This window comes from Aggregatibacter actinomycetemcomitans DSM 8324 (genome assembly GCF_000372365.1).
In the GTDB taxonomy this organism is placed as follows: domain Bacteria; phylum Pseudomonadota; class Gammaproteobacteria; order Enterobacterales; family Pasteurellaceae; genus Aggregatibacter; species Aggregatibacter actinomycetemcomitans.
The window spans coordinates 73,587-85,926 of sequence record NZ_AQUU01000001.1; the positions used below are offsets into that span (position 1 = coordinate 73,587).

Sequence of the window (12,340 nt, forward strand, 5' to 3'; positions counted from 1 at the left end):
AATCTCAATTTTTAAGCATGATCTTGTGAAAAAATCAAGATAAATCCCCCCTTCCGCCCTTCGGGCACCTTGCCCGTAAACGGAGGAAGGCAAGATATTTAAAAATATCAATGAATTATAATGTTTCGAACAGCTGTGATCGGGAGACGCGCGCCACCGTTATCGTTCAACTCTCCCCCCGCCCCTCTTTTCTAAAGAGGGGAAAGAAGAAACTACGCCACAACCTCTTCCTCTTTTTCCATCTCCGGCAAATGCTCGTCCGGCACGGTAACGCGGAGTTGGATAATGCGGCGGCTGTCGGCGGAGGTAACTTTAAAATGCAGGTTATCCAGCGTGATTTCTTCGCCGCGTTTCGGCAAATAGCCAAATGCCTGCATCACCAAACCGCCGACGGTGTCCACTTCTTCATCGGCGTATTGGGTATTGAATTGTTGATTGAAATCTGCAATGTCCGTCAATGCCCGCACGGCATAGGTGTGGCGGGAAAGCTGGCGAATATCCGCCACTTCTTCTTCATCGAATTCGTCTTCAATATCCCCGACGATTTGTTCCAACACATCTTCAATGGTCACCAAACCCGACACAGCGCCGAATTCATCCACCACAATCGCCATGTGGAAGCGCTCGGAACGGAAATCCTTCAGCATTCTGTCTACTCGTTTGCTTTCCGGCACGATCATGGTCGGGCGAATCATCGTCAACAAATTAAATTCTTCCGCATTGGCGCGCAGAAATTTCAATAAATCTTTGGCGTGCAGAATGCCGACGATATTGTCGCGGTCGTCCGCATCGGCAATCACCGGGAAACGGGAATGGGCGGATTCAATGATGGTGTCCAAACAGGAATCCAAATCCTGATCGGTTTCGATAAACACGATTTGAGAGCGCGGAATCATAATATCGCGCACGCGCAACTCAGCGATTTCCATCACGCCTTCAATCATTTCACGGGTATTTTGGTCGATTAAATCGTTTTGTTCGGAATCTCGGATCACTTCCACTAAATCATCGCGATTTTTAAGCTCGCCTTGAAAGAAACGCCCGAAAAGGGATTGGAAAAAAGATTTTTTAGTAACTTCAGATTGGTTGGTCGAGTGTTCTTCGTTCATAAAAATTAAAAATATTACCATCGGATTGACAGGCGAAAAGTATCATATTTGCCCCGAAAGCGCAAAAGGAAGAACAAAAGTGCGGTCGTTTTTTTCTGCGAATTTTGTGCTATGTCACAAAATCATGGCAAAAAAGAAAATCTGCAGAAAACTGAATAAAATCAACAATACGCCTTTTGTGTTAGCAAAAAAGATGAAACTCAAGTAAAATACGCCAACTTTTTTCGTTTTTTACCGGAGGGCAAATGCAGTTTGAGCGACTATCTACGGCGCATAAAGATCTCAGTGCTATCCGCGAATTTTTAGCCAAAAACGAATTAAATTTAGATGCGCAAATCGAGTATTTCATCGTGGGTTACGACGAGGCGCAACAGATTGCGGTTTGCGGCGGTTTGGCGGGTAACATCATCAAATGCGTCGCCATTGACGAATCCCAGCGCGGCAACGGTGTTGCCCTACAGCTTGGCACCGAATTAGTCAATCTCGCCTACGAACTCCATCGCCCCCACCTCTTCATTTACACCAAACCCGAATACGAAAAACTCTTTAACGCCTGCGGTTTTTACACCATTTCCGATGCTTATCCTTACGTCGTGCTGCTGGAAAACAGCGCCACCCGATTGCAAAAACAATGCGAAAAATGGCGCGCCATGCGGGTATCCGGGCAGCACATCGGCGCTATCGTGATGAATGCCAATCCGTTCACCCTGGGGCATCGGTATTTAATCGAACAGGCGCTGCAACAATGCGATCACTTGCATTTATTCGTGGTGGGTGAAGATGCCTCGCAATTTTCTTACGAGGAACGTTTTACATTAACCCAACAAGGCATTGCCGATTTAACCAATATCACCCTTCATTCCGGCTCCGACTACATTATTTCCCGAGTCACCTTTCCCGATTATTTCCTAAAAGACCAAAAAATTACCGACGACAGCTATTTTGCCGTAGATTTGAAATTATTCCGCCGTTATATCGCGCCCGCATTGGGCATTAACCGCCGCTTTGTAGGGACGGAACCGACTTGCGCGGTCACCGCGGAATATAACCGCCAAATGTTCTACTGGCTGATGGAGGCCGAAATGGACGCGCCGAAAATCGACGTCATCGAAATCCCGCGTAAAACCATCAACGGGCAAGCCATTTCCGCCTCCGTCGTCAGAAAATTATTAGCCGAAAAGCATTGGACGGCATTGGCGGAATTTGTACCAAGCAGCACGTTAAATTATTTGCAAAAGTGCGGTCGTTTTTAAAAACGTTTTTTTAATTATCACCCAATAGAAGGAAAACCTATGAAGATAACGAAAGCAGCCGTTGCCGGCACACTGGAATCCAGTGACGCACAAGTACGGATTCAGCCTTTTGATTCATTAGATATTGAAATCAACAGCTCGGTCGCCAAGCAATTCGGAGAGCAAATCGACGCGACCGTGCGTGCGGTGCTAAACAAATTGAACGTCACCGCGGCGCAAGTGATCATTGAAGACAAGGGCGCCCTTGATTGTGTGTTACAGGCACGAGTGAAAGCGGCAGTGTTACGCGCCACAGACGAAAACATTAACTGGGAGGCGGTGCTATGAAATTAAGAAGAAGTATGCTGTTCGTGCCGGGTTCAAATGCGGCAATGTTAAGTAACAGTTTTATTTATAAACCGGATTCCATCATGTTCGACCTGGAAGATGCGGTGGCGTTGAAAGAAAAAGATACCGCCCGTTTATTGGTAGCGCACGCCCTGCAACATCCGCTGTACAAAGACATTGAAACCGTGGTGCGTGTGAATCCATTAGATTCTGAATTTGGTTTAGCAGACTTAAACGCCGTAGTGCGTGCCGGTGTGGATGTGGTACGGATGCCGAAAACCGAAACGGCGCAAGATGTGATCGATATGGATCGCGAAATCACCGAAATCGAAAAAACCTACGGCCGTGAAGTGGGTTCCACCAAAATGCTCGCTGCCATCGAATCGCCGCTGGGCATCACCCAAGCCAATCAAATCGCCACTGCTTCCAAGCGTTTAATCGGCATTGCCTTGGGCGCAGAAGACTATGTACGCAACCTGAAAACCGAACGCTCGCCGGAAGGTATTGAGCTTTTATTAGCCCGTTGTTCCATTTTACAAGCGGCGCGTGCAGCCGGCATTCAAGCCTTTGATACGGTGTATTCCAACGCCAACAATGAAGAAGGTTTCTTGAAAGAAGCAGCGTTAATTAAACAGCTCGGCTTCGATGGCAAATCCTTAATCAATCCGCGTCAAATTGAATTGTTACACAACTTGTTCGCACCGACACAAAAAGACGTGGATCAGGCAAAACGCATTATTGAAGCGGCGGAAGAAGCGGAACGCCAAGGTTCCGGCGTGGTTTCATTAAACGGTAAAATGATTGATGCGCCGATTATTGATCGTGCGAAACTCGTGTTAGAACGCGCAAAATCAGGCATTCGTGAAGAGTAAGGGAGATAAGAAAAATGACAACAAGAGAACAACGCATTGCAAAATTCAATGCCAATCGTCCGGTGTATCAGGCAGTACCGAAAGCGGAATCCCTTGCCCGCACGGCGAAAGATCGCAAAATCTGCGACTCGTTGGAAGACGCGATTAAACGCGCCGGCTTAAAAGACGGCATGACCGTGTCCTTCCACCACGCCTTCCGCGCCGGTGACTTCGTGGTCAACATGGTGATGGACAAAATCGCAGAAATGGGCTTCAAAAATCTGACCCTTGCCTCCAGTTCATTAATCGATAGCCACTCACCGCTCATCGAACACATCAAAAACGGCGTGGTGACCAAAATTTATTCCTCCGGTTTACGCGGTCAGTTGGCGGAAGAAATCTCCCGCGGCTTATTAGACGAACCGGTCAACATTCACTCCCACGGCGGTCGCGTGCATTTAGTGAAATCCGGTGAACTGAAAATCGACGTTGCCTTTTTAGGCGTACCTTGCTGCGATAAATTCGGTAATGCCAATGGCTTCAGCGGCAAAAGCAAATGCGGCTCCCTCGGTTACGCCCGCGTGGATGCGGAATTTGCCGACAAAGTGGTGTTATTAACGGAAGAATTCGCCGACTACCCGCACCACCCGATTAGTATCGGTCAAGACAAAGTGGATCTTATCGTACAAGTGGATGCCGTGGGCGATCCGAAAAAAATCGGCGGCGGTGCTACCCGTATGACCACCAATCCGCGCGAATTACTTATCGCCCGTAAATGTGCCGAAGTGATTTTTGCCTGCGGTTATTTCAAAGACGGTTTTTCCTTACAAACCGGTACCGGCGGCGCATCCCTTGCGGTCACCCGTTTCCTTGAAGAAAAAATGGCGCGCGACAACATTAAAGCCGACTTCGCCCTCGGCGGAATCACCGCCAGCATGGTGGATCTGCACGAGAAAGGCTTAATCAAAAAACTCATCGACGTGCAAAGTTTCGATGCCGTTGCCGCCGAATCCCTGGCGCGCAACCCGAACCACATTGAAGTGTCCGCCAACCAATACGCCAACTACAGCTCCAAAGGGGCTTCCGTAGAACGTTTGGACGTGGTCATTCTTTCCGCCTTGGAAATTGACACTAAATTTAACGTGAACGTACTCACCGGCTCCGACGGCGTGATTCGCGGCGCGTCAGGCGGTCACTGCGACACCGCTTCTTCCGCGCAGGTGGCGATTATCGTTGCGCCATTAGTACGCGGACGTATCCCGACCGTAGTGGAAAACGTGATCACCTGCGTGACCCCGGGCGAAAATATCGACATTTTAGTCACCGACCACGGCGTTGCCGTGAATCCAAAACGTCCGGATCTCATTGAGGCATTAACCGCCGCCGGCATTCCGTTATTCACCATTGAGCAACTGTGTGAACGCACTTACAGCCTCACCGGCAAACCGAAAGAAATCGAGTTTACCGATAAACCGGTAGCGGTCGTGCGGTATCGCGACGGAACGGTGATTGATACGGTTTATCAGGTGAAAGAATAAAGGGCGACTTTCTTCGCTCAACCGATAGCGCGCGCCTTCTGACGCGCGCTGATAAAAAATAAGAAAATGAAGGCACGCGTCGGGAAACGCGCTCCATCGTAATAAGTCACGGTTACTAAAATAAATAACAGTAACTAAATAAGTAGCGATTACTAAACACTCATAAAGTGCGGTCGTTTTTACAGTTATTTTTATGACAATATCCCTAAAAAATTTTTCCACCACCGGAACCGAAATCTCCCTTGAGCAGCTTTTATCTGCGCGGGAAGCGCGTGCGTTGCTGCAACAAAAGCTATTGGCGCAGTACGGTCAAACGTTGCTTTGCGTCACGTTGACCGCGGTGGGCGGGGTGAAAAAAAATGCCCTGCTGGATTATGTCTTTGCAAAAACGCTGGAAAAACTCACCGCACTTTTTACGCAGTTAGCCATCACCCCAAGCGCAGAACGGATTCGTCCGTTGGAAACGGGGCATGAAGCGTTTTTTGTGTTGCCGATGTACGCCAAAGCACTGAAAGCGGCAATGATCGAACTGGAAGAAAGCCTTCCTCTCGCCCGTCTTTGGGATTTGGACGTATTTGATCACGAAGGCAATCTGCTTAGTCGAAGCGATTTCGGTATGCCGCCGCGAACCTGTCTGGTGTGCGGTGCGGATGCCAAAGTCTGTGCCAGATCGCGCGCCCATGGTGTTGCGGAGATTCTGGCGGAAATGCACAAACGGGCGCAACAACATGATTTGGCGGAACAAATCGGCAACGCGGTTTGTTCTGCATTAATTCAGGAAGCCCGTTTGTCGCCGAAACCCGGCTTGGTGGATGCCATCAATAACGGGGCGCACAAGGACATGAACCTGCAAACCTTCGAGCAAAGTGCGGTCAGTTTGGCACCTTTTTTTACGGCGTTCGTATTAAAAGGGATGCAAACGGCGTCTCTGCCGCCATCGCAAATCTTAGCGCAGGTTCGTCCGTTGGGTGTTCTTGCCGAAAAGGCGATGTTTAAAGCGACCCATGGGGTGAATACGCACAAAGGCGCGATTTTCTCCTTTGGTTTGGTATGTACCGCCATCGGGCGCTTGTTGCAGCAACAGGATTTATCGCAAAGTGCGGTGGTTTTTGCGGTTAAATCCATTTGTGATTTGGTGGAGCAGTTTGCGCAAGGCTTGACTGCCGAGCTACAACATTATCCCCACCATTTGCCGATCACCGCCGGCGTGCGATTATTCCGTCAATTCGGTTTAACCGGCGCGCGCGGCGAAGCGGAAAGTGGTTTTCAACAAATTCAAACGTTGTTGCCCCTGTTGGATGAAGATCATCAGCGGGATTGGGAACATCGTTTACTCATTCTGTTATTGCATTTAATGGCGACCAATGCCGACACGAACGTAGTACATCGCGGCGGTATGGAAGGATTACATTTTGTGCAGCAAACAGCTAAAGATCTGCTTGCAGATCAAACCGTTGTGTCGGATAAAGCGAAACTGACACAAGCCTTAATGAAATTTGATGTCGCCTGCATTGCGCGAAATTTAAGCGCAGGCGGTAGCGCCGATTTGTTGGCGCTGATGATTTTCTTTCAAACTTTAAGAGGTAATTCACATGGCATTATCTAAAAATGCAAAACTGGCGATCTTGGTAGCCATACCGTTGGTCACCTTTATTTTGCCGGCGCCGGAGGGACTTTCTCTGATCGCCTGGCGTTTACTTGGGGTTTATATCGCCACCATCGTCGGCTTGGTGTTAAAACCGTACAGCGAACCGGTAATCTTGCTGGCGGCGGTTGCGGTGTCCGGCGCGATTATCGGTAATACTAGCGGTGCAGCAGAATTTCTGAAAGCCGGCGACATTCTCAACGGTTATAAATCAGGCACCACGTGGTTGATTTTTACTGCCTTCACATTAAGCTCCGCGTTCGTTATCACCGGTCTCGGTAAACGTATCGCTTATCACATGATCGGCGCCATGGGCAGCACCACATTGCGTTTGGGTTATGTGACCATGTTCCTGGATTTACTGCTCTCCCCTGCAACGCCGTCCAACACCGCGCGTTCAGGCGGGATTATTTTCCCTATCATTAACAGTGTGGCGGTGGCATTAGGTTCAGACCCGGAAAAAAGCCCGAAAAAAGCCGGTCGCTATTTGATGATGAACGTGTACATGGTGGTAAAAACCACATCTTACATTTTCTTAACCGCTATGGCGCCGAACGCCCTCGCCCTTTCCTTAATGGCGCCGATTCTCGGCTTCAACATTGACTGGTTACACTGGTTCTTAGCCGCGTCCGTACCGGGCTTACTGTGCTTATTCGTGATTCCGTTAATCTGCTACTGGGTTTCCTCGCCGGAAATGAAAGAGGTGGATAACAAAGCCATCTCGAAAAAAGGCTTGGAAGAACTCGGCCCAATGTCATTCCGCGAAAAAGCGTTAATCGTGTTATTCGTCATTGCCCTCTTCGGCTGGATTTTCTCCTCTGCGTTAAACGTCAACGCGACCATCGTAGCATTAATCGTGATGGTGTGTTGTATCGTGTTAAATATCGTATCCTGGGACGATATTTTAAAAAGCAAAGGCGGCTGGAATACCTTAATTTGGTACGGCGGTATCATCGGGATGTCCGGCTTGCTTGAAAAAGCCAAATTCTTCGACTGGTTAGCCGAATCCTTAAAATCCGTTTTACAATTTGAAGGACAAGGCACTTTAGCCCTTATTGTGATCTTAACCCTCAGCGTTGCCGTGCGTTATCTGTTCGCCTCCGGCGGTGCCTATGTCGCCGCCATGGTACCGGTATTCGCTACCGTCGGTCACGTTGCCGGTGCACCTACAGAATTATTGGCATTAGGCTTGTTATTTGCCAATTCCTACGGTGGTTCCGTCACGCACTACGGCGGCGGCCCGGGTCCGATTGCATTTGGAGCCGGCTATAACGACATCAAATCCTGGTGGACCGCCGGCGCCATCATTGCCTTCGGCAGCTTAATCGTCCACTTAACTATCGGTATGGCGTGGTGGGAATTCCTGTTCAATTTAGCTTAGTTGTAAGAAAAATATAGAATAACTAAAATGATTCTATCTTCACTTACTAACCGCTAAATATCGTTTAATACAGATAAATTTAAGGAGTATATATGGAAATGTTACAGCTTTTTTTATATTTGATTGCGGCTTATTTAATTTTTTCTAAGCCCAAAGGAGAAAAAATAGCCTATAGGATTACATGCGTAGTCGTATTAAGTGCATTTTTTGTATTCTTTATGGCGACGAAAACAATGATTCTTCCGGGTGTTACCTATTGATTGAGTAAGGAGCAAAACATGAATGAAAAAATATTCAATGGAATACTAAGCTTATCTGCGCTTTCTATTGCAACGGTCTTGGGTGTTGCCTCTTTTTATCTGGGCTTTATTGATAAAGAGTCCCCCTGTATTCTTTGCTGGGCTCACCGTATGCTAATGTTCGCTGAAGTAATGTTTACTTTCCTAATAATACGATATGGACCAAAACCTAAATATATCGGCTGGGTAATATTTATCGCGGTATTTGGTATATTTGCCGGCTTTAGACATTCCTCCGGCAGCTTTGCATGGGATATTCATCAAGGTTGGTGGGCTGAAATTTTAGGTGCTCATACTTATAGCTGGCCAATGGTAATCCATGCTGTAGTTCTCATTTTTGTCGCCTTAATTTTTTGTTTTACTAAAGATATTTACAACTTTGTTAGTCAATCTCATAAACAATTGAACATATTAAGTAAAACATGTATGGCTATATTCATGATTGTCATCTGTGGCAATATGGTTCAGGCATTCATAAGTACAGGACTTCCTCCGAATATGGGAGTTAGTAATCCTGCAAGATTATCGTTTAATTCCGATTATTGGTACTGGACTACTGAAAGCTGGAAACGTCTTAGCAGACCGACATCATTACGCAATACTTGGCATGTAGAAGCACCGGATTTGCCAAGTCAACCAACAACCGCTATGCAATTTACGACTGATGCAAGACAAGCTCCATTGTCTTCTACCGGAAAATTAGTGATTCAAAAACAAGAAGCCATAACCATACCACTAAACGCCCCTGCAACAGATATTGCTTATAACGGAAAGGATAAATACTTTATTTCCACCGAAAAATGGGGATTATACTTACTTAATGATACATTAAGTGAAATTCAACGCTTTTCCGTGTTAGATCATTTAAACGGAGCTAATGGACGTATTCCGGTAGGCAGTGCATTCTTCAATGAAGATGAGTTTGGCGTACTAGGGTGGAACAAAATTTTTGTATTCTTTAAAGAAGATGCAAATCGTACTGCAAAAGAAAACTACCCGAGTTTTATAGAAGGCCTAAATAATTATGTTGTAACTGCCCGTGGTGCTTATAACACTGTACGCTCGCGCCTATTTCACGTTCTATCAATGGCTTACTTACCGGAAAACAATAGCATCTATACAGCTACTGTACCGAATTCCAAAAATCAGAAGCTCATAATTTCCCGCTTCGATAAAAGTGACAATATTCTTTCTGAGGAATTCACCCCGAAAGTAAAAAAGGGAATAGCGCTAACAGAAGGAAAAAGTATAGGTGATTATTACATCACAGGATTAACTGCCTATAATGGAAATCTATACGCAGTAAGCAAGCAATTTTCTCAAGTGTTAGAAATAAATCCAATCACAAGAGAAATCACTCATGTTTATGAATTTAATGGTATTGAAAACCCTCAGGGGATTACTTTCAAGCATGGTGTAATGCAAATTCTTAGCTATGAAAAAGGCAAAAATTTACTTTATTCTCTAACTGAAGAATAAATAGCAACTCACATTATAAAATCGCTGAACAAGGATAAAAAACGGTGCAGACCTTGATGATCTGCACCGTTTTTGATTTGGTGTCCGCGACAGGACTTGAACCTGCACACCGATTAAGGCATTAGGACCTGAACCTAACGTGTCTACCAATTCCACCACACGGACATAAGATTCTGCGATAACGCATTAAAACGTCGCCGATTATACAAAAATAAAAACCGTTAATCAAAAAACACATGAAATTTTTACCGCACTTTTTGTTTTTTAATTTCCTTTAAATCGATATTCCGTCCATTGGTAATATTCTTCGCCTGCTTTTACAATGCCGCCGTAATTTTGCCATTCGGGGTGATTTGGGGTATCGGGAAGGCATTGGGTTTCCAGGGCGATGCCGTGGTAGTCGGCATATTGAGCACCCTCACGGGTCGGCGTGCCGGCGAGGAAGTTGCCGGTGTAAACCTGTAAGGCGGCTTGTGAAGTCAGCACTTCCAGGCTTAAATCGCCGTTTGGAGAGGTGAGCAGAACACAAGGTTTTTGCCAGGCTTTATTCACAATAAAAGAATGGTCGTAGCCTTTGGCAGCAAGCTGTTCTCCTTGCAAAAAATCCTGTTTAATTGGCTTGGCTATGCGGAAATCAAAGCCGGTGCCGACAACATGTTTGAGCGGCGAGTTAGGAATGCCTTCGCTATCCACCGGTAAATAAAAATCGGCGTTGAGGCGCAAGCTATGGTTGCGCACATCTGCGCCCTGCATCGCATTTTCTAAATTGAAATAGGCGTGATTGGTTAAATTCAGTGCGGTATCCTGATCGCTTTGGGCGGCATATTCGATTTTAACCGCATTATCTTCCGTCAAGGTGTAAGTTACCGTCGCCTTCACATTGCCGGGGAAACCTTGATCGCCGTCGGCGGAATACAATGAAAAACACACAAAATTTTCACCGCACTTTTCCAACGTCCAACGGCGTTTATCGAAACCGTTTCCGCCGTGCAGTTGGTGTTTGCCTTGGTTGGCGGTTAAGCGCACAACTTTGCCATTCAACGGAAATTGCGCGTTGGCGATACGATTGGCATAGCGTCCTACGCTCACGCCTAAGTAGGCTTGTTGAACGGGATAATCTTCCAATTTGCAGCCCAACAGCACTTCACGCAATTCGCCGTTGACCGGCAGACAACAAGAGATCCAAGTCGCACCCCAGTCGGTAAATTGCACGCGCATACCTTGTGCGTTTTGCAAGATAAACAGGTTAAACGGCAAGCCGTCCGGTGCAGTGCTTTGTGCACGTTGTTCTAGCATACGCATACTCCTTGTGAAGCGGTGCAAACGTAGAAATCTTCTTTCAAGCCCGTTTGTTTTTCATAATTCTCCGCAATGATTTTGCGCACCGCGTCCACTTTGTCATGGGGCGCAAGGGCGACAATACAACCGCCGAAACCGCCGCCGGTCATGCGTGCGCCGCCATTTTTGCCGATGACCAATTGTGCCAATTCCACCAGATAATCAATTTGCGGCACGGTGATTTCGAAATCGTCGCGCATGGAATCATGTGACTGCCCCATTAACTCGCCGAGACGGGTTAAATCATTACGCTTCAAGGCTTCCACCGCATCCAGCACCCGCTGATTTTCCGTCACAACGTGTCTGGCGCGTTTGGCTGCCAGCGGATAAAGTGCGGTCAATTCTGCCTCTCTTTCCTTAAATTGAGCGACGGAAACATCACGCAGGGCTTTCACGCCGAAAAACGCCGCCGCGCATTCACATTGCTGACGACGAGTATTGTATTCGCCCGTCACCAAATCGTGCGGCACATTGGAGTTCACGATAATCACTGCCACATCGTGCGGCACGGGTGTCGGCAGGGTTTCCAGACTACGGCAGTCAATCATCAACAGATGATCCTGTTGCCCGAGGGCGGAAATCAGCTGATCCATATTGCCGCAGTTGGCACCGACAAATTTGTTTTCCGCTTGTTGGCCGATGAGCGCAAGCTCCGTATGGCTTAAAGGCAAATCGCCCAGTTGCTGACAGAACTTTCCTGTTGCCACCTCAAGCGCTGCCGATGAGCTCAAGCCCGAAGAATGCGGCACGTTGCCGGAAATCACCAAATCCGCGCCCTGTTTGAAATTCGGGCAACGCTCCTGAATAAATTTCACTACTCCACGCACATAATTCGCCCATTTTTGTTCACTTTGAGGGAGCTGGCCATCAAGGGAAAATTCATCGGATAAATCCAAATCCGCGGCATAGACGTTCCAAATATGGTCGCTGCGTTTCGCCCCGGCAATCGCCGTGCCGTAGTTAATGGCGCAAGGCATCACGAAACCGTCGTTGTAGTCGGTATGTTCACCGATGATATTGACACGCCCGGGCGCATAAACGGTGAGTTCAGACTGCTTATGGTGTTTTTGGGTGAAAATGTATTGAGATTTTTCAATTGGGAGCATAAATATATCCTTTT

At 47.2% G+C, this 12,340-nt stretch carries 11 protein-coding genes and 1 tRNA gene; 8 read left to right on the top strand and 4 right to left on the bottom strand.

The features are described 5' to 3' along the window. Window positions 1-212 precede the first annotated feature (212 nt). The gene (gene corC / locus A3CS_RS0100420) at window positions 213-1,109 is read right to left on the bottom strand and encodes a CNNM family magnesium/cobalt transport protein CorC (RefSeq protein WP_005546609.1); all 897 of its coding nucleotides are present in this window, start codon (window positions 1,107-1,109) and stop codon (window positions 213-215) included. Between the two features lie 245 nt (window positions 1,110-1,354). Here corC and citC point away from each other — a divergent pair, with 245 nt between their 5' ends. The 8 genes from citC (at window position 1,355) to A3CS_RS0100460 (ending at window position 9,882) form a co-directional block, all read left to right on the top strand. Beyond that, window positions 1,355-2,362, top strand: a complete 1,008-nt coding sequence (citC, locus tag A3CS_RS0100425) for a [citrate (pro-3S)-lyase] ligase (protein WP_005546605.1) — start codon at window positions 1,355-1,357, stop codon at window positions 2,360-2,362. Between the two features lie 39 nt (window positions 2,363-2,401). Further along, window positions 2,402-2,689, top strand: coding sequence for a citrate lyase acyl carrier protein (gene citD, locus A3CS_RS0100430; RefSeq protein ID WP_005541883.1), 288 nt, complete (start codon window positions 2,402-2,404; stop codon window positions 2,687-2,689). Beyond that, window positions 2,686-3,561 carry a citrate (pro-3S)-lyase subunit beta gene (gene citE / locus A3CS_RS0100435; protein ID WP_019518139.1) on the top strand — a complete coding sequence of 292 codons (876 nt, stop codon included), beginning with the start codon at window positions 2,686-2,688 and terminating at the stop codon, window positions 3,559-3,561. Before citD ends, citE begins: the two co-directional genes overlap by 4 nt. A 14-nt stretch (window positions 3,562-3,575) precedes the next feature. Next, on the top strand, window positions 3,576-5,078 hold the full coding sequence (gene citF, locus A3CS_RS0100440; protein ID WP_019518140.1) for a citrate lyase subunit alpha: 1,503 nt from the start codon (window positions 3,576-3,578) through the stop codon (window positions 5,076-5,078). Between the two features lie 193 nt (window positions 5,079-5,271). Beyond that, on the top strand, window positions 5,272-6,684 hold the full coding sequence (gene citG, locus A3CS_RS0100445) for a triphosphoribosyl-dephospho-CoA synthase CitG (protein WP_019518141.1): 1,413 nt from the start codon (window positions 5,272-5,274) through the stop codon (window positions 6,682-6,684). After that, a complete protein-coding gene (locus A3CS_RS0100450; RefSeq protein WP_005542618.1) occupies window positions 6,671-8,104 on the top strand; it encodes an anion permease in 1,434 nt (477 codons plus the stop codon). Before citG ends, A3CS_RS0100450 begins: the two co-directional genes overlap by 14 nt. A 92-nt stretch (window positions 8,105-8,196) precedes the next feature. After that, window positions 8,197-8,364 carry a hypothetical protein gene (locus A3CS_RS1000000111990; protein ID WP_005542624.1) on the top strand — a complete coding sequence of 56 codons (168 nt, stop codon included), beginning with the start codon at window positions 8,197-8,199 and terminating at the stop codon, window positions 8,362-8,364. An 18-nt stretch (window positions 8,365-8,382) separates the two neighbouring features. Further along, on the top strand, window positions 8,383-9,882 hold the full coding sequence (locus A3CS_RS0100460; protein ID WP_005546598.1) for a disulfide bond formation protein B: 1,500 nt from the start codon (window positions 8,383-8,385) through the stop codon (window positions 9,880-9,882). 78 nt (window positions 9,883-9,960) lie between these two features. Here the strand turns inward: A3CS_RS0100460 and A3CS_RS0100465 are convergent. The 3 genes from A3CS_RS0100465 to galK form a co-directional block, all read right to left on the bottom strand. Then, window positions 9,961-10,047 (bottom strand) — tRNA-Leu (locus A3CS_RS0100465). Between the two features lie 99 nt (window positions 10,048-10,146). Further along, on the bottom strand, window positions 10,147-11,178 hold the full coding sequence (gene galM, locus A3CS_RS0100470; protein WP_005567842.1) for a galactose-1-epimerase: 1,032 nt from the start codon (window positions 11,176-11,178) through the stop codon (window positions 10,147-10,149). Continuing rightward, a complete protein-coding gene (galK, locus tag A3CS_RS0100475; RefSeq protein WP_005546593.1) occupies window positions 11,172-12,326 on the bottom strand; it encodes a galactokinase in 1,155 nt (384 codons plus the stop codon). The genes galM and galK overlap by 7 nt, the downstream gene beginning before the upstream one ends. Window positions 12,327-12,340: the final 14 nt, after the last annotated feature.

Coding starts and splice junctions, on each gene's coding strand:
- corC (WP_005546609.1), bottom strand. CDS start 1,109: ATGAACGAAGAACACTCGACCAACCAATCTGAAGTTACTAAAAAATCT.
- citC (WP_005546605.1), top strand. CDS start 1,355: ATGCAGTTTGAGCGACTATCTACGGCGCATAAAGATCTCAGTGCTATC.
- citD (WP_005541883.1), top strand. CDS start 2,402: ATGAAGATAACGAAAGCAGCCGTTGCCGGCACACTGGAATCCAGTGAC.
- citE (WP_019518139.1), top strand. CDS start 2,686: ATGAAATTAAGAAGAAGTATGCTGTTCGTGCCGGGTTCAAATGCGGCA.
- citF (WP_019518140.1), top strand. CDS start 3,576: ATGACAACAAGAGAACAACGCATTGCAAAATTCAATGCCAATCGTCCG.
- citG (WP_019518141.1), top strand. CDS start 5,272: ATGACAATATCCCTAAAAAATTTTTCCACCACCGGAACCGAAATCTCC.
- A3CS_RS0100450 (WP_005542618.1), top strand. CDS start 6,671: ATGGCATTATCTAAAAATGCAAAACTGGCGATCTTGGTAGCCATACCG.
- A3CS_RS1000000111990 (WP_005542624.1), top strand. CDS start 8,197: ATGGAAATGTTACAGCTTTTTTTATATTTGATTGCGGCTTATTTAATT.
- A3CS_RS0100460 (WP_005546598.1), top strand. CDS start 8,383: ATGAATGAAAAAATATTCAATGGAATACTAAGCTTATCTGCGCTTTCT.
- galM (WP_005567842.1), bottom strand. CDS start 11,178: ATGCTAGAACAACGTGCACAAAGCACTGCACCGGACGGCTTGCCGTTT.
- galK (WP_005546593.1), bottom strand. CDS start 12,326: ATGCTCCCAATTGAAAAATCTCAATACATTTTCACCCAAAAACACCAT.